Source organism: Roseateles paludis (assembly GCF_039872745.1).
Lineage (GTDB): Bacteria > Pseudomonadota > Gammaproteobacteria > Burkholderiales > Burkholderiaceae_C > Pelomonas > Pelomonas paludis.
The window spans coordinates 119,537-136,202 of the sequence record NZ_JBDPZD010000003.1 but is presented as its reverse complement, the minus strand read 5'-3'; the positions used below and the strand labels follow the sequence as shown (position 1 = coordinate 136,202).

Genomic DNA, 16,666 nt, shown 5'->3' with positions numbered 1-16,666 from the left:
GACGATGAGGCTGGCCCCGGCAGTGACCTTGGCAGTGGCCTTGATGGCGGCATGCGCTGCCGCGCTGGGCGCTGACCTCATCGACCGGCAAGCGCTGGTCGCGCGCAACAGCCCACGTCTTCACAGCGTCGATCCGCTGGCACCGCTCAGCGTGGGCAATGGTCAGTTCTGCTTCACTGCCGACGTCACTGGCCTGCAGACCTTCCCCCAGCACTACCGCCAGCACGGCATCGCGCTCGAGACGCAAGCCCGCTGGTCATGGCATGAAGACCCCAACCCCCACCGCCATCAGTTGGCCGACGCCAACCGGGACTACCTGTCGCATGGCAAGACGGTGGCCTACCCGACCGTGATGGAGGGGCCGGCAGCCACCTGGCTGCGCCGCAATCCCCATGCGTGGCCGCTGAGCCAGCTCGGTCTGCGGCGCGGTGACGGCAGCGCCCTGCGCCTCGAAAACATCCAGGCCATCGACCAGTCGCTGGACCTGTGGCGCGGCATGCTGACCAGCCGGTTCACGGTGGATGGGCAGCTTGTCAGCGTGGTCACTGCCGTGAGCCCGACGCGCGACACGCTGGCGGTGCAGATCCGTTCGCCCTTGCTGGCCCAGGGCAAGCTGGCCGTGCAGTTGGCGCTGCCGCGCGGCTACGACATGGCCGTCAAGTACAACCCGCCGCTGGACTGGAGCGAGCCTCAGTCCCACACCACCACTGTCGTCTCCCGGGCCCCTCGCCGGCTGGTGCTGCGCCATGTGCGCGACCAGGCCGAATACCGCGTGGCCTTGCAGACCGGCACGGCGATGAAGCTGTCCCGCCCCGCGCCGCACACCTTCAGGGTCGCGCCAGCGCGCGGCGAGGTGCTGGACTTCACCTTGTCCTACGCGCCGGGCACCCTTGGCGACAGCGAAGACACCGCCACCGTCATGGCCCAGAGTGCCGCGCACTGGACGGGCTTCTGGCGCAGCGGCGCAGCGGTTGACTTCAGCGGCAGCACCGACCCGCGCGCGGCCGAGCTGGAGCGGCGCGTGGTGCTGTCGCAGTACCTGACCGCGATCCAGTTCGGTGGCGACTTCCCGCCGCAGGAAAGCGGGCTGACCACCACCAGCTGGTACGGCAAGAACCACACCGAGATGCTGTGGTGGCACACCGCGCACTTTGCGCTGTGGGGTCGCCCGCAGTACCTCGAAAACGCCTTGCGCTGGTACCAGCGCTCTCTGCCTGTGGCCCGTCAGATCGCGCAGTCGCGCGGCCTGCAGGGCGCGCGCTGGCCCAAGATGATCGGCCCCCAGGGGCGCGAGAGTCCGGGCGGCAATCCGCTGATCGTCTGGAACCAGCCGCACGTGATCCTGCTGGCCGAGCTGCTGTACCGCAATGCCCCCTCGCAGGCCACGCTGAAGCGCTACGAAGAGCTGGTATCGGCCACGGCCGAAGCGATGGCCTCGATGCTGCACCGGGATGGCGAGCGCTATGTGCTGGGCCCGCCGCTCTGGATCGCGCAGGAGCTCTACGACCCGGCCACCAGCATGAACCCGGCCTATGAGCTGAGTGCCTGGGCACGCGGGCTGGAGGTCGCGCAGCAGTGGCGCGAGCGGCTCGGCCTGCCACGCCGCCCCGACTGGGAAGACAAGCGCACCCGACTGGCGGCACTGCCGCAAAAGGACGGCAAGTACGTGGCGCTGGAGTCGGCCCCCGACACCTGGGACAGGATCGAAAGCCGCCATGACCACCCGTCCTTCCTGATGGCCTATGGCCTGCTGCCCGGCGACGGCGTGGACCGCGCCGTCATGCAACGCACCCTGGATGCCGTGCTGGCCCAGTGGGACTGGCAGACCAAGATCTGGGGCTGGGACTACCCCATGATCGCCATGACCGCCGCGCGCCTGGGCCAGCCGCAGCAAGCGGTGGACGTGCTGCTCAAGAGCGATGGCCCGAGCAATGGCTACACCGCCAGCGGCCACAACCCCAACACCGACCTGCCGGTCTATCTGCCAGGCAACAGCTCCTTGTTGGCCGCCGTGGCGATGATGGCCGGTGGCTGGGATGGCGCACCGCCCGGTGCCGCGCCGGGGTTCCCGCGTGATGGCCGCTGGCAGGTGCGGGCCGAAGGATTCCACCCTTTGCCCTGATACCGGCGGCGCACGGGTTTCCGTCGCCGGGCCCGCTGCCGTCGGCGCCCGGCGGGCATCGGCGATGATGCTCCACTGCCCAGGCCGCCCCTCCATCCGCGTGCCCGGGCCAGGTTGCTGCCCCCAGACTGACCTGTTACGGTGGAACGATGCCCGAACCGCAGACCGAGGAGAGCCCGAGCGCCCCCCGAGCCCACGCCGGCCTGGTGCCTGAGACGGGCCCGGCGCCCAGCCTGATGCGCGGCTACCTGCCGGCCATCATGGCGGCGACCCTGCTGCTGCTGTGCGTGCTGTGGGGCACCGTGTATGGCTCGCTGTGCGAGCGGCGCGACAAGGAGCTGGACGCCGAGGCGCGGCAGAACCTCAACATCGCGCGGCTGCTGGCCGAGCAGACGACCCAGCTGGTGCAGACCGTCAACCAGGCCACGCTGCGCGCGCGCGACGAGGTACTGGCCACTCCGGGCCTGCCCCCCCAGCTGGTGCGCTATGCCAACGAGACCGGCCTGTCGCCCCGCATCCTGGTGCAGCTGGCGCTGGCCGACGCCGACGGCCAGATGCTGGCCAGCAACCTCGACCCCAGCGGCTCGCACCTGCGCGGCATCTCCATCAGTGACCGCGAGCACTTCCTCGTCCATGCCAAGCGCGACGAAGGCGCCCGCGAGGCCCTGATCAACCCCGACGCGCTCTTCGTCAGCCGCCCGGTGCTGGGCAAGGTGTCCAAGCGCTGGACCATCCAGCTCTCGCGCCGCATCACCGACGCCGAGGGGCGCTTTCGCGGCGTGATCGTGGCCTCGGTGGACCCGGGGTACTTCGAGGCCCTGTTCCGCACCGTGGACCTGGGCCGCAACGGCACGCTGACCCTGATCGGCCGCGACCGCGTGGTGCGGGCCCGCGTGCGTGATGGCCGGCCGGTGGACGTGGGCGCCACCATGTCGCCCGGCGTGCCGTTTGAGCGCATGGAACTCGGTGTCGAGGGCAGCTTCATCTCCACCAGCAGCCTGGACCAGACCGAGCGCCAGGTCGCCTTCCGCGAGGTGGCGGGCACGCGCCTGGCCGTGCTGGTGGCCACGGCCACGAGCACGGCGCTGGAGTCCTGGCAGAGCAGCCGCAACACCGCCGTGGCGCTTGGCCTGGCCACCACCGTGGCCTTGCTCTTTGGGGCTGCCGGCGCCGCCCTCGCCCTGCGCCGGCTCGACGAGGCCCACCGCCACCTGCTGGAGAGCGAGATGGCCGCCGCCCACCGCGCCCATACCCAGCAGGCCAGCGAGTACGGCTCCACCCGCCCCACCCTGCACGGCGACTGACAAGGCCGAGCGCCCCTCAGGGTCTTGCAACTGTTTCACCAGCCTGGCGCGAGCGACCGCCCATACTGCGCCACTCCCGTCTTCAAGGATGCCCCCATGTCCCCACGCTCCATCGCCGCCCTGCTGTTGACCCTGGCCGGCACCACCCTGCCCCACCTGGCCCAAGCGACGCTGCCCGTGGGCGCCCCGGCGCCGGTCTTCACCGCCGACGGCGCGGTGGGCGGCAAGCCCTTCAAGTTCGACCTGGCCGCCGCCCTCAAGAAGGGCCCCGTGGTGCTGTACTTCTACCCCAAGGCCTTCACCCAGGGCTGCACCGTCGAGGCCCATCAGTTTGCCGAGGCGACCGACAAGTTCGCGGCACTGGGCACCACCGTGGTGGGCATGTCCAACGACAGCATCGACACGCTCAAGAAGTTCTCCACCGAAGCCTGCCGCGACAAATTCGCCGTGCTGGCCGACGCGGGTGGCAAGGTCATCAAGGATTACGACAGCGCCCTCAAGATGGCCCCCTCGCTGGCCGACCGCGTGTCCTACCTGATCGGCACTGACGGCAAGATCGCCGCTGTGCACGCCGCCATGGACCCCGACGGCCATATCAGCACCATGCTCAAGGCGGCCGAGAAGCTGGGCGGCACGCGCAAGTAGGACTCCAGGCCACCGTCAGCCGCGAGGGCAGCCGATGACCTCTCCGCTAGAACGCCTGAGCCAGCTCTACCTCCTGCAGTTGCTGGACCTGAATGCGCCACTGGGCTTTGCCCTGTTGCTGGTGGCGGGCGCCCTGATGGGCGAGGTGGTGGCCCGGCACACCCGGCTGCCGCGCGTCACCGGCTACACCGTGGCCGGCGGCCTGGCGGCCTTGCTGGGGCATGGGGCCTCGGTGCCCGTGTCGGGCTGGCTGGGTGGCGTGCTGGAGTGGGCGCTGTCGCTGCTGCTGTTCGAGATCGGCGCCAAGCTGCGGCTGCGCTGGTTTGCCGCCAACCCGCCCTTGCTGCTCACCGGAATGCTGGAGAGCCTGCTGTCGGCGCTGGCCGTCTATGCGGTGTTGACGCACTGGGCCGGCTACACCGCCGCCGAGGCCGCCGCCGTCGCCGTGATCTGCCTGCCCGCCTCGGCCGCCGTGGCCGGACGCGTGGCCATGGAGGTGGGGGCCGACGGCCAAGTCACCCAGCGCATGACCGCGCTGACCGCCCTGAGCACCATGACCGCTGTTTGCGCGATGGTGCTGCTCAAGGGCCTGCTGGACCCGGAACACACGCCCAGCATGGGCCAGGCCCTGCAGTCGCTGGCGGCGCAGGTGGCTTGGTCGCTGGCGCTGGCGGCCGGGCTGGCGGCGGCCGTGGGCGTCGTGATCCGGCGCCTGGACCCGCGCAACGAAAGCGCCGTGCTCGCCGTGCTGGGCCTGGTGCTGTGCAGCGCCACGCTGGCGCGGCAGGTGGGCGCCTCGTCACTGCTGGTGCCGCTGCTGGCGGGGGTGCTGCTGCGCAACACCAGCCAGCGCGCCTGGTCCTGGCCGCAGCACTTTGGCACCGCCGGCTCGGCCCTGGTGCTGGTGCTCTTCGTGCTGTGTGGCTCGGCCTGGAGCCTCACCAGCTTCCAGGCCGCCGGGCTGACGGCCCTGGTGCTGGTGGCCGTGCGCCTGCTGACCAAGCTGGCCTGCACCGGCTTGTTGGGGCCGTGGTCGGGCCTGGGCCTGCGGCGCAGCCTGGCGCTGGCGCTGACGCTGACGCCGCTTTCGGCCAGTGCCTTGCTGCTGCTGTCTGACTTCAGTGCCAGCTTTCCCAAGCTGGCCACGGGCGTCATGCCGGTGGTGCTGTGCGCGGTGGCCATGCTCGAGATTGCCGGGCCGGTGCTGGTGCAGTGGGCGCTGACGCGGGCGGGCGAAGGCCGCCACTCGCGCCCGGCGCGGAGCGCTTCATGAGCGCCCTGCCCGACTTCGCCCCTTCTGCCGCGCTCAGCCTCGGCGTGGAGCTGGAGCTGCAGGTCGTCAACACACACGACTACAACCTCTCGCCCCAGGCACCCGACCTGCTCAAGCTGCTCAAGCGCACCGCGCTGCCGGGCTCGGTCGTCCCCGAGATGACGCAGAGCATGATCGAGATCTCGACCGGCGTGTGCGCCAGCTACGCCGAGGCCCTGGCCCAGCTGGAGACCACGCGCGACGCCCTGCTGGCCGCCGCGCGCAAGCTGGAGGTGGCGCTGTGCGGTGGCGGCACGCACGCCTTCCAGCACTGGCATGAGCAGCGCATCTTCGAGGCACCGCGCTACGCCTATCTGTCAGACCTGTATGGCTACCTGTCCAAGCAGTTCACCATCTTTGGCCAGCACGTGCACATCGGATGCCCCAGCGCGAACGAGGCCCTGGTACTGCTGCACGGGCTGTCGCGCTTCATCCCGCACCTGATCGCGCTGTCGGCCTCATCGCCCTTCGTGCAGGGGCAAGACACGGGCTTCTCGTCGGCGCGGCTCAACTCGGTGTTCGCCTTCCCGCTGTCGGGGCGCGCGCCCTTTGTGCTGACCTGGGCCGACTTCCTCGGCTACTTCGAGAAGATGACCCGCACCGGCGTGGTCAAGAGCATGAAGGACTTCTACTGGGACATCCGGCCCAAGCCCGAGTACGGGACCATCGAAGTGCGCGTGCTGGACACCCCGCTCACCGTGCAGAAAGCGGCTGCGCTGGCCGGCTTCATCCAGTGCCTGGCGCGCTGGCTGCGCACCGAGCAGCCGCTGACCCTGCACGAGGACGACTACCTCGTCTACACCTTCAACCGCTTCCAGGCCTGCCGCTTTGGGCTGGACGCGCTGTACGTGGACCCCGCCAGTGGCAAGCACATCCCGCTGCGCCAGCACCTGCTGAGCCTGATGGACAAGCTCGAACCGCACGCGCAGGCACTGCAAGCCCTGCCCGCCCTTGAGAGCCTGCGCGCCGACGCCCTGGCTGGCAACAACGACGCAGCCTGGCTGCGCCAGCAGTTCGCACGCGACCCGTTGCTGCCCGAGCTGGTGCGCCAGCAGACCCACGCCTTCGCGCAGGGCAAGCGCTAGTCCAAAGTGCGGCGGTAGCGCAGCAGCGCCACGCCGCCCGCCACGGCCAGGAAGGCCGCCAGCGGCCAGACCTCGCCCCACAGCTCGGGCGCCTCGGCGCCCTTGAGCATGATGCCGCGCACGATGCGCAGGAAGTGCGTCAGCGGCAGCACCTCGCCAATGTGCTGCGCCCACACCGGCATGCCCCTGAACGGGAACATGAAGCCCGACAGCAGCATCGAGGGCAGGAAGAAAAAGAAGGTCAGCTGCAGCGCCTGCAGCTGGTTGCGCGCCAGGGTGGAGAAGGTGAAGCCCACGCCCAGGTTCGCCACCATGAAGAGCCCGATGCAGGCCAGCAGCAGCGCCACACTGCCCACCATGGGCACGCTGAAGAGCACATACGCCGCGCCGAGGATGACGCCCAGCTGCACATACCCCAGCACCACGTAGGGCAGGATCTTGCCCACCATCACCTCGAAGGGCCGCACCGGCGTGGCCAGCAGGTTTTCCATGGTGCCGCGCTCGCGCTCGCGGGTCATGGCCAGCGCCGTGAGCATCACCATGGTCATGGTCAAGATGGTGCCGACGAGGCCGGGCACGATGTTGTAGCGGGACAGACCCTCGGGGTTGTAGCGGCGCTGGATGCGGATCTCGAACGGCGCTGGCTTTGCACGCAGGCTGGCCAGCGGCCCGGTCAACTCGCGTGCCAGCGCCGTCTGCCCCAACTGCCCCAGCGCCGCCATCGCGTTGCTCGACGCTGAAGGGTCGGTCGCATCTACCGCCACCAACAGAGCCGGCCGCTCGCCGCGCACCAGGCGGGTTTCAAAGTCCGGCGGCACCACGATCAGGAACTGCGCCTCGCCCCGCTGCAGCATCTCGTCGCCCGCACGCTCGTCGAGCCCCGAGGCCACGATGCGGAAGTAGCCACTCGTTTGCAGCGTGCTCACGAGGCTGCGCGTCAGCGGCCCGCTGTCGGCCGCCACCACGGCCGTGGGCAGGCCCTTGGGGTCCGTGTTGATGGCATAGCCAAAGAGGATGAGCTGCATGACCGGCACGCCCACCGCCATGGCAAAGGTCAGCCGGTCGCGCAGCATCTGCTGCACTTCCTTGAGGGCAATCGCCCAAGTTCTGGCGAGGGCTTGAATCATGCGAAGTTGTCCTGCGCTTGCCCAACGAGACGCACAAACGCGTCCTCCAGATCGCTCGCGCCCGCAGCGGCCACGATGTCCTGCGCCTGCCCACGCGCCAGCACCTTGCCGTAGGCGATGTAGACCAGCTCGTCGCAGCGCTCGGCCTCGTCCATGTAGTGGGTGGAGACGAGCACGGTGATGCCCTCGTCACGCGCCAGCCGGTGCAGCTCGTCCCAGAACTCGCGGCGGGCCTTGGGGTCCACGCCGGCGGTGGGTTCGTCCAGCAGCAAGAGGCGCGGTTGATGCAAGAGGCAGGCGGCCAGCGCCAGGCGCTGCTTCCAGCCGCCCGAGAGCGCGCCGGCAAGTTGGGTGGCGCGTGAGGCGAGGCCGAGCTGCTGCAGCGCGGCATCCACCGCCACACGGCGGTTCGGCATCGAGAACAGCCGCGCGACAAAGTCCAGGTTCTCGCGGATCGAGAGGTCCTCGTAGAGCCCGAACTTCTGCGTCATGTAGCCCACCTGGCGCTTGACCTCGGCGGCTTGGCGCCTGAAGTCCAGCCCCAGCACCTGCCCCTCGCCTGCGTCCGGCGTGAGCAGGCCGCAGAGCATGCGCAGCGAGGTCGTCTTGCCGCTGCCGTTGGGGCCGAGGAAGCCGACGATGCGGCCGGCGCCGACCTGCATGTCCACTTGGTCGACCACGGTACGGTCGCCATAGCGCTTGGACAGGCCGCGCACGTCGATGACCAAGCCTCCGCCCGTCATCGCGTCACGTCCAACGGCTGCCCCGGGTGCAAGCGCTCAGCGTCCTCCGCCTTCACAGGCCGGGCCTCGACGAGGAAGACCAGCTTCTGCCGCTGCGCGTTGGAGTAGATGACCGGCGGCGTGTACTCAGGCCCCGGCGCGATGAAGCTGACCTTGGCCTCGATGGGCGTGCCGCAGCCATCGCACGCGAGGCGCACGGTGTCACCCATGTGCAGGCCGCCAAGCTCGCTCTCCGGCACATAGAAGCGCGCCTTGCGCTGCGTGGGCGGCAGCAGCGCCAGCACGGGCTGGGCGGCGTTGGCCCACTCGCCGGGGCGCAGGAAGACGTCGGTCACCCGGCCGGCGGCCGGCGCCGTCTGGCGCTTCTCCTGCACGCGCCATTGGGCCTGGCTCAGGCCCTTCTCGGCCGCGTCGGCCAGAGCGCGGGCGCTGCTGCGCTCGTCGGGGCGCGCGGGCAGTTGGGCCACGGCCAAGGCGGCCTCCAGCTCGGCGATGCGGGCCTGGGTCTGGCGCACCAGGGTGGCCGCGTCGTCCACCCGGGCGCGGGCCACAAAGCCTTGGGCCAGCAGTTGCTCCTGGCGGGCCAGGTCGCTGGCAGCGAGTTGCGCGCTACTTCGGGCCTGGGCCAGCTGCGCGCGCGTCACTGCAATCTCGGCCTCGCGGCGGCCTTTGTCGGTGTTGGCGGCCTGGGCGGCGGCGCTGCGGCTGCGGGCCTCGGCCTCGGCGCTGGCGGCTTGCTCCAGCGTGGGGTCAAACTCAAACAGCAACTGCCCCGCCGTCACCGCGTCGCCTGCCGCCACGTGCAGGCGCTGCACGCGGCCGGCCACGGGGGCCGAGAGGTAGAGCAGCTCGCCTTCGGCATAGCCGGTCCAGCGCGCGGGAGGCGCGGGTTGGCAGGCGGCCAGCAAGAGGAGCACGGGCAGCACGAATGGAGTCCGCTTCATCGAGAGTCCTTCAGGGCATCCAGCGCCCAATCAATGCGGCGCTGCAGCGCCTCGTCCGACATCACCTGCGCGTCCAGCAGCGGCGCCAGCATGGCCGGCAGCACACCCATCTCGCGCGCGCCGCCCAGCATCAGCATCGGCGCGAGCACCGCCCCGGCGATGAAGGACAGGCGCGTCAGCATCGGCTCGGGCCGCAGCCGCCCGGCCTGCTCGGCCTCGGCCAGCAGCGTCATCAAAAGGCCCAGGTGGCGCGGCACATTGGCCTTCACAAAGTCCACCACCACGCCCTGCCCCGCCATCGCGTCGCCCCACAGCCGCCCAATCAGCGGCCGGTGCTCACGCACAAAGCTGCCCAGCGCAAACAGCGTGCGCGCCAGCCGCGTCATCACGTCGCCCTCCGCGCCTGGCCCAGGCTCACTCGCCGCCTGCAAGCGGCTGAACATGCCCTCGTACACCTGCTGCAGCACGGCCGTCAGGAAGGCGTCTTTGCTCCCGAAGTGGTAATGCACCATCGCCGGGTTCACCCCCGCCGCCTCAGCCACCTTGCGCACCGAGAGCGCCGCACAGCCCAGCTTCGGGTACAGCACCGCGCCGGCGTCGAGCAGGGCTTGGTCTTGGGCTTGGCTGGGGCGGGGCATGGGGTGGATTATTGGTCGATTGACTAATAATCTCCAAGTGCGGTGGGCTAATGAGTTCCGCCGCAGCTAGCGCGCGCGGCGTGCACCGAGGCCTTCACTTCCAAAAGCCGAACCACCGATGACTCGTCGCCACCTCTGTCCACGGCCGGCATTGGCCTGTACCCGAACTAGGGTCTGACCTAGATTTCAAGCGGCAACACGGGTGGAATACAAGGCCGCTTCAACACGTGCCGCATCCAACCGAGAACTGCGATCACGTGTTCGGCACCGGTTGACGATGGCCGGTAGTCGATGTCAGAGATGAAGTGTGCTCCGTGCGCACTATCGGCAGCACGATCCGGAAAGTGCTGCCCTGGCCCATCTCGCTGCGCACGCTGATATTGCCCCCATGCCGCTGCACGATGCCGTAGGAAAGCGACAGCCCCAGTCCAGTGCCCTTGCCGACGGGCTTGGTGGTGAAGAAGGGGTCGAAGATTCGCTGCAGGTTCTCTTTGGAAATGCCGCAACCCTGATCTTCAACTTCGATCCACACATGGTCGCCTTCCCGCCCCGTGCGGAGTGTGATGGTGCCCCGCCGCGCTTCCATGGCGTGCGACGCGTTAATCACCAGATTCATGATGACCTGGTTCAGTTCAGACGGCAGGCATTCAATTTCAGGAATGTCCCCGTACTCCTTGACGATGTCCGCCCTGTACTTGATCTCGCTGTTGATGATGTTGAGCGTCGAATCTATGCCACGATGGATATCTGCCCATTGCCATTCCGACGATTGATCCACATGCGAGAAGTCTTTCAGGTCCTGGACGATCTTGCGAACACGCGCCAGGCCATCCTGGCATTCGTCCATCAGCTCAGGGATATCGGTCTTGAGAAAATCAAGCTCCATCTCTTCCCGAGTGGCGCGCAGCTTCTCGCGGACATGTTCGTCGGTCAGCGTAGTCTCTGCAGCTTCAAACGCCGCAACCACGGCGAACACCTGATCGAGGTAGCGCTTCAGGCTGCCGAAGTTTGAGTGGATGAAGCCGATGGGGTTGTTGATCTCATGTGCGACACCAGCGGCCAACTGCCCGATGGACGCAAGCTTTTCCGATTGCACCAACTGTTCCTGAGTCTGCGAGAGCCGGGCGTTCAGGGCGGACAGCTCTTCGTTCTTTTCTTCCAGCGAACGCGTACGCGATCTGACGCGTTCTTCCAGTGAGCGGTTGGTGCGGTCCAGTTCGTCGGCCAACTCGCGGATGTTGTTTTCCCTGCGACGGTTGTCCTCGTCCAGCAGTGAACGTTCAAGTGCCACGCTGAGCAGGTCGATGTAATGCATCAGAGTTGCGTAGCGCGCAATTTCCGCCTCGGTGCGATGGCATGCCGTCACCGCCAGTACGGTCCATCTGGAATTGAACAGGATCGGCACGACGGTGGCGAAACGCTCCTTGCAAGGAACCTGCGGCAAATGGTCCAGCGGAGGAAATGCGGCAATCGGAACGCTCTTGTCGAGCAGTTGCCGTGAATCGGGTGTTTGCAGATCGATGACATCGTCAATCCGCAAGTGATCGACAGATTCGCCGAAGTCATCCCAGGCACCGATGCATGCCCATTCGAGATAGGGCGCCAGGACCCACATGCGCTCCAGCACCTTGGCGAAGTCTGCGCTGATCAGGTCCTTGGTCACCTCATAGCCGATGGTGAGATCATTGGCATGTTCGTCCGCTGATATCTGCTGTTGAGGTGGTTCCAGACAGGAAGAGGCCTCGCTGAGCGAGGGGCTGCACGAGGCGCGCGGAATGAAGGCGTTCTCGACCAGCACGAGGCCGCCTTGGCGTTTGCCGAAGCGTGCCTGCTCGCACACCGACTCCAACGCGGTCTGCGTCAGCCTCGGCATGTTCTGGTCGATGCTCGCCAGCGCAGGATGAAGGGTTCGGGTCAAGGGCATGTTGTCGTAGCCAATCACCGCGACATCTTCCGGAACTCGCAATCCGGATGCCTGCAAAGCGTCAACGACGCCTGCGGCAATCAGGTCGGTGCAGGCCAGGACTGCGGTAAAGCGCTCGGTTCCTGCCAGCAGCTTGCCGACACCATGTCTGCCGGCAGCGTAGCCGTATCCATCTGTGTGGAGTTCGAGCGCCGGGTAGGAGGGCAAGCCGTGACGCGCGAGTGCACTCCGAAATCCGATCAGACGCTGCTGGATATCGTGCTCGTCGAACTTACCGACACAAGCGATCGAACGGTGCCCATCCGCGACCAGGTAATCGACGGCAGCGCCGATCGCCTGCCGGTTGTCGCTTTCGACAGACATCACGTCCGGGCGCTGGAAGTTGTGACCAATGCTGACCACCGGTTTTCCGCTGGCCACCAGGCTGTCGAGTAGCTCAGCGCTGACGCACTCGAGGACCACGATCCAGCCGTCCACAAGGTCGATGGACAGTGGCAGAGATATCGGCTGGCGGCGGCCGGCACGTACGGAAAGCAACTGCACGTTGGAGGCAAAGGCATTCCGGTGAAGCTCAGTCAAGAGCGCGCCGAAGTAGTACCCGCTGAGATACGGGGACAACACGCCGATGGTCAGCCCGCCCGTGTCAGACTTGTGTGGCATCGTGCCTCCGGATGGGTGCTTCGTCGTACAAGGTGTCTCCTTCAGAGCGGCATGAGCCCAGTTTCCGCCGACGGAAGCGGCGGTTGAACCGGGACCCAGACCTTGAATGCGGTGCCGGCACCAACTTCAGAATCCACCTCAATGCGACCGCCGTGCTTCTGCACGATGGAGAAGGACAGGGAAAGCCCAAGCCCGGTACCTTTGCCAACCGGCTTGGTCGTGAAGAACGGCTCGAAGATGCGCCGCTTGACCTCGTCGCTCATGCCTGTCCCGTTGTCACGGACCTCGATGCAAACCCAGTCTTCCTCGGCATGGCTGGACAGACTGATCGTGCCGCGCTCGGGGATGGCATGAGCGGCATTGACGATGAGGTTCATGAACACCTGGTTGAGCTGGGCGGCGATGCAGCGCACCGGCGGCAGCACGCCGTAGTTCTTGCAGACATCGGCCTTGTACTTGACCTCGTTCATGACGACGTTGAGTGTGGAATCCAGGCCGGCGTTGAGATCGGCATCCTGCCAGTCGGCATGATCCACGCGCGAGAAGTCCTTGAGGTCTTGCACAATCTTCTTCACGCGTATCAGGCCGTCTTCGCTCTCATCGAGCAGCGCCGGCAGGTCTTCCTGAACGAAGTCGAGGTCCACATCCGCCTCGACGCGGGCCAGCTCAGTCACGATGTCTACAGGCAGTGTGTCGGCCGCCGTCTTTCGCAGCGTCGCGAGCAGGCCAAAAATCGGTTCGATGTAGCCACGCAACGAGCTCAGGTTTGAGCTGACGAAGCCGATTGGGTTGTTGATTTCGTGGGCGACGCCCGCTGCCAGTTGGCCAATGGAGGCCATCTTCTCGGCCTGCAGCAGTTGATTCTGTGCCTCTTCCAATCTTGAGTTGGTCTGTTTGATCCGCTCGTAGTTCCGCTCAAGTGCGCGTTGCACACGGCGCACTTCAGTGCGGTCCTGAAACATCCACCACGTGCCGGCCGTCGGCTCGGCCGAGTTGGCAACATAGGCAATCAACTGTATCCAAAGCTTGTTGCCGGCCAGCGTGCGCATCTCCATCTCGTGCAGCAGAGAGCCCCCTTGGGCCAGCACTGGGAAGGCAATTTGGCCCAATGCGTCCTGGTCCGCAACGCTGTTGAAGAAGTCCCCAATCGACAGCCCGTGCGGCGACAACTCGCCGAGCTCAAACATCTCGGCAAACTTCTTGTTGCCGCGCACGATGCGCTGATTGGCTGTTGCGATGATTCCTACCGAAGCGTTCTCAAGGAAGGCTTCGAGCTCGTGATGAGTGGTGAGGAGTTCGGCCGTCCGTTCGGCCACCATATCCTCCAGTTCACTGCGGTGTCGGCGCAGTTCGTCCTCGGCCAAGTGCCGCCTCGTCACGTCCTGCAGTGTCTCGATGGCGCCGATGACCTGACCTTGAGCATCGACCAGCGCCGCCGCTGTAAAAAAAAGCCAGCGCCCTTCTTCACCGAAGTTAGGGAAGAAAGCTTCGCACTCGTAGGCGTTGGCGACTTGCGGCGACGGGTTGCAGCGCTTGCCATACAACCGCTCTCGTTCTTGCTCGATGGTGCCGTCCAGAATCAGGTCACAGAGCAAAGGGCGAGCTTCGGCGTAGAAGGCTTTCCACCCATCGTCGCGCCCCATCATCTCGGATGCTTCACGACCTGTCAGCTGCACGCAGGCCGCATTCCAGTGCGTGATGCGATGCGATTTGTCAATGACGAACGAAGCGACAGGATTGTTCTCGACGATCTGGTACAGGACGCGCCCAATGTCAAGCAGACTGGTTTGCACGTGACGGATGTCGCTGAGGTCCTGGCCGGTCAGCACGGCGTAGGTCTCGTCATCGAGCACGACCCGATGCGTCTTGATCTCCAGTGCACGGCGCGAGCCGCTACCGGTGATAGCCTCAATCTCGATGGCAGGTAGCTCCCCATCCTCGGCAAGGCAGCGTTGGCAATAGCTTAGAAGTTGCTCCGAGAACTCTTCGGCTGCCCAACCGTTAAGGGGCATCGCACACAACGAATCGAGGTCATAGCCAAGCAGACGACGCATTGCCTCATTCGCGAACACGATGCGCTCAGCGCCGTGCACCAGCACGGCCGCGCTGACGGCCTCCAACGCTAGTCGGCAGGACCCATTCAGCGGACTCACATCGCCACCTCGCCTGGGTCTTCCAAGATGAAAGAGCCGTCGCTGCCCCATTTGACGTGGGTGATGCCCGGCTCCAAGCGCTCCAGCCGCCGCAGCTCCGCTTCCTGCGCGCTGAGCACGCCGCGCTGCTGGCGCACCTGGTCGGCAAGACGCTGGTTCTCCAGCGTCAGCTCGCGGACGCGCAGCACTTGCCGCACAGCACTGAGCAAGTCAAAGTCCGCCCAAGGCTTGGAGATAAATCGTGCAATCTCCGCCTCGTTGATGGCCGCGATCAATCCATTCAGGTCGGCATAGCCCGACAGGATGATGCGACCGCAATCGGGCTGCACATGCCGCAATTTGCTCAAGAACTCCACACCCGTCATGCCGGGCATGCGATGGTCGGAAATGGCCAGCGCAAACACGTACTGACCGGCACGCTCCAAGGCCTCAGTCGCATCCGTGAAGCATTCCACGGTGTAGCGCTCGCCCGCGGCGTCCTTCAGCCCATTGCGCAACAGGCGCTGCAGCGAACTGATGATGTGCGGCTCATCGTCCACGAGGAGGATGCGTTCACTCATGTCACTCCCCTTCGGCCAGTTTCACGAACACATTCAGCTTCACACCCTCACGGCTGGAGAACTCCCGAAGCTGCCTGACGACTCGAACGTCAAAGACGAACCCTGCCGCGAGCAGTAAGGTGCCTTGGGGCGACAGCAGGTCGCGCGCCAGCACCATGCCAGGCATCACCTCATGAGGCTGCAGTTGGCGGTCTTGGGGCTTCTCGGTGGGTTCGTCCGTCAGCGCCAGCTCGAAAGCTTCTACGACAGCCTTTTGGTAGCGCGTCCCGACGCCTCCCAGAACGAGTGAATGCGCCTCAGCGGCCGAATGGCGCTTCAGCGACAACCGCCCCGACTGCGCGGCGTAGTAGTCGCAGACGACGCTGATCACCTGCGCGTCGATCGGCACCTCCCCGCCGCTCAGCCCATCGGGGTAGCCCTTGCCGTCAATGCGTTCATGGTGCTGGCGAATCAGGCGCGCCACGCGCTGCAGCCGCCTCAGCGGCAGCAATGCCGCCTCGCCGTTGAGCGGGTAGCGGCGGTACAGCGCGAGCTCGTCGCCGGACATAGCTGGCAGCGGCTTGCCCAACATGCTGTCTGGGAAGCCGATCTTGCCGATCTCGTGTAGCAGGCCCGCGATGTAGACATCCTCTTCCGCCGCAGGACCCAGTTTCAGACGCCGCGCGGTGCGGCGCGCCAAGTCGGCCACTTGGCGCGAGTAGCCCGCCAGACCGCCGGCACGCAGTTCGATCAGGCCTGCGAACACGTTGATCGACAGGAGGAAGTTTTCCTGCAACTGGGCGAACGAGTTCTCCAGCATCGCGTTGACCTGCTCCAGCTCGGCAGTACGAGCTTTGACGCGCGCCTCCAGCTTTGCGTTGAGTTCCAGCAACTCGTCGTTCTGGCGACGCGTGAGCTGCAGCAGCGCGCGGTTCTCCTGCTCGAGGCGGCGGCGCTCGAGCCCGTCCTGCACGCAGATCAGGAGATCGCGGTCGTCCCAGGGCTTGGCGATGTAGCGGTGGATCTGGCCGCGGTTGATGGCGGCCACAGTCGAACCGATGTCGGCATAGCCCGTGAGGAGGAAGCGCCCGACAGTCGGCCAGCGCTCTCGCACTTGCTCCAGCAGCATAGCGCCGTCCATCTCCGGCATCCGCATATCCGAAACCACCAAGTCCACCGGCTCGGTCTCAAGAGTTGCCAGCGCCGCCTTGCCGCTGTCGGCCAGCAGGACCCGATAGCCCTGCGGTCTGAACAGGCGACGCAGCGAACTCAGGATCGAGGGCTCGTCGTCGACAAAGAGGACGACCGGGGGTTGGACTGTGTCAAGCGTCATCGCACCGCTCCCGTTCTTGGTATCACCATACCGTGGCCCGCATGGACAATGAAGTGTGTTTGGCAGTGCGCGCGCAGCAAACCTGCCCAGTTCTCCTCACAACGTGCGACCGAGTTCAATCGGTCGTCAGTCGGTCC

The 16,666-nt window shown here is 66.5% G+C and carries 12 protein-coding genes and 1 pseudogene; 5 read left to right on the top strand and 8 right to left on the bottom strand.

Annotated features, from left to right (window positions below; all coding sequences use genetic code 11):
* Positions 1 to 4: 4 nt before the first annotated feature.
* The 5 genes from ABDJ85_RS11915 (at position 5) to ABDJ85_RS11895 (ending at position 6,468) form a co-directional block, all read left to right on the top strand.
* A complete protein-coding gene (locus tag ABDJ85_RS11915) occupies positions 5 to 2,122 on the top strand; it encodes a hypothetical protein (protein ID WP_347705002.1) in 2,118 nt (705 codons plus the stop codon).
* A 149-nt stretch (positions 2,123 to 2,271) separates the two neighbouring features.
* Complete coding sequence (locus ABDJ85_RS11910; RefSeq protein ID WP_347705001.1) at positions 2,272 to 3,426, top strand: cache domain-containing protein; 1,155 nt, start codon at positions 2,272 to 2,274, stop codon at positions 3,424 to 3,426.
* A gap of 96 nt (positions 3,427 to 3,522) precedes the next feature.
* Positions 3,523 to 4,071, top strand: a complete 549-nt coding sequence (locus ABDJ85_RS11905; RefSeq protein WP_347705000.1) for a peroxiredoxin — start codon at positions 3,523 to 3,525, stop codon at positions 4,069 to 4,071.
* Between the two features lie 34 nt (positions 4,072 to 4,105).
* Positions 4,106 to 5,344 carry a cation:proton antiporter gene (locus ABDJ85_RS11900; RefSeq protein WP_347704999.1) on the top strand — a complete coding sequence of 413 codons (1,239 nt, stop codon included), beginning with the start codon at positions 4,106 to 4,108 and terminating at the stop codon, positions 5,342 to 5,344.
* Positions 5,341 to 6,468 carry a YbdK family carboxylate-amine ligase gene (locus ABDJ85_RS11895; protein ID WP_347704998.1) on the top strand — a complete coding sequence of 376 codons (1,128 nt, stop codon included), beginning with the start codon at positions 5,341 to 5,343 and terminating at the stop codon, positions 6,466 to 6,468. The genes ABDJ85_RS11900 and ABDJ85_RS11895 overlap by 4 nt, the downstream gene beginning before the upstream one ends.
* On the opposite strand, the gene ABDJ85_RS11890 is transcribed toward ABDJ85_RS11895, so the two are convergent.
* From ABDJ85_RS11890 to nosR, 8 genes and pseudogenes are all read right to left on the bottom strand, one after another.
* Complete coding sequence (locus ABDJ85_RS11890; protein ID WP_347704997.1) at positions 6,465 to 7,595, bottom strand: ABC transporter permease; 1,131 nt, start codon at positions 7,593 to 7,595, stop codon at positions 6,465 to 6,467. The two genes, ABDJ85_RS11895 and ABDJ85_RS11890, sit on opposite strands and share 4 nt — an antisense overlap.
* 65 nt (positions 7,596 to 7,660) lie before the next feature.
* Positions 7,661 to 8,338, bottom strand: a pseudogene (ccmA, locus tag ABDJ85_RS11885) (heme ABC exporter ATP-binding protein CcmA); the annotation flags it as partial.
* Positions 8,335 to 9,282 (bottom strand): HlyD family secretion protein, encoded by a 948-nt coding sequence (locus tag ABDJ85_RS11880; RefSeq protein WP_347704995.1) that lies wholly within the window; start codon positions 9,280 to 9,282, stop codon positions 8,335 to 8,337. The pseudogene ccmA and the gene ABDJ85_RS11880, both read right to left, overlap by 4 nt.
* Entirely contained in the window at positions 9,279 to 9,920 is a 642-nt protein-coding gene (locus ABDJ85_RS11875) for a TetR/AcrR family transcriptional regulator (protein WP_347704994.1), read from the bottom strand. The genes ABDJ85_RS11880 and ABDJ85_RS11875 overlap by 4 nt, the downstream gene beginning before the upstream one ends.
* Before the next feature lie 253 nt (positions 9,921 to 10,173).
* The gene (locus tag ABDJ85_RS11870) at positions 10,174 to 12,504 is read right to left on the bottom strand and encodes a substrate-binding domain-containing protein (RefSeq protein ID WP_347704993.1); all 2,331 of its coding nucleotides are present in this window, start codon (positions 12,502 to 12,504) and stop codon (positions 10,174 to 10,176) included.
* A gap of 41 nt (positions 12,505 to 12,545) precedes the next feature.
* Positions 12,546 to 14,624, bottom strand: coding sequence for an ATP-binding protein (locus tag ABDJ85_RS11865; protein WP_347704992.1), 2,079 nt, complete (start codon positions 14,622 to 14,624; stop codon positions 12,546 to 12,548).
* 29 nt (positions 14,625 to 14,653) lie between these two features.
* Positions 14,654 to 15,217 (bottom strand): response regulator, encoded by a 564-nt coding sequence (locus ABDJ85_RS11860; RefSeq protein ID WP_347704991.1) that lies wholly within the window; start codon positions 15,215 to 15,217, stop codon positions 14,654 to 14,656.
* A gap of 1 nt (position 15,218) precedes the next feature.
* Entirely contained in the window at positions 15,219 to 16,529 is a 1,311-nt protein-coding gene (gene nosR / locus ABDJ85_RS11855) for a response regulator c-di-GMP phosphodiesterase, NosR family (RefSeq protein ID WP_347704990.1), read from the bottom strand.
* Positions 16,530 to 16,666: the final 137 nt, after the last annotated feature.

Coding starts and splice junctions, on each gene's coding strand:
- ABDJ85_RS11870 (WP_347704993.1), bottom strand. CDS start 12,504: ATGCCACACAAGTCTGACACGGGCGGGCTGACCATCGGCGTGTTGTCC.
- ABDJ85_RS11905 (WP_347705000.1), top strand. CDS start 3,523: ATGTCCCCACGCTCCATCGCCGCCCTGCTGTTGACCCTGGCCGGCACC.
- ABDJ85_RS11910 (WP_347705001.1), top strand. CDS start 2,272: ATGCCCGAACCGCAGACCGAGGAGAGCCCGAGCGCCCCCCGAGCCCAC.
- ABDJ85_RS11895 (WP_347704998.1), top strand. CDS start 5,341: ATGAGCGCCCTGCCCGACTTCGCCCCTTCTGCCGCGCTCAGCCTCGGC.
- ABDJ85_RS11890 (WP_347704997.1), bottom strand. CDS start 7,595: ATGATTCAAGCCCTCGCCAGAACTTGGGCGATTGCCCTCAAGGAAGTG.
- nosR (WP_347704990.1), bottom strand. CDS start 16,529: ATGACGCTTGACACAGTCCAACCCCCGGTCGTCCTCTTTGTCGACGAC.
- ABDJ85_RS11900 (WP_347704999.1), top strand. CDS start 4,106: ATGACCTCTCCGCTAGAACGCCTGAGCCAGCTCTACCTCCTGCAGTTG.
- ABDJ85_RS11860 (WP_347704991.1), bottom strand. CDS start 15,217: ATGAGTGAACGCATCCTCCTCGTGGACGATGAGCCGCACATCATCAGT.
- ABDJ85_RS11915 (WP_347705002.1), top strand. CDS start 5: ATGAGGCTGGCCCCGGCAGTGACCTTGGCAGTGGCCTTGATGGCGGCA.
- ABDJ85_RS11880 (WP_347704995.1), bottom strand. CDS start 9,282: ATGAAGCGGACTCCATTCGTGCTGCCCGTGCTCCTCTTGCTGGCCGCC.
- ABDJ85_RS11875 (WP_347704994.1), bottom strand. CDS start 9,920: ATGCCCCGCCCCAGCCAAGCCCAAGACCAAGCCCTGCTCGACGCCGGC.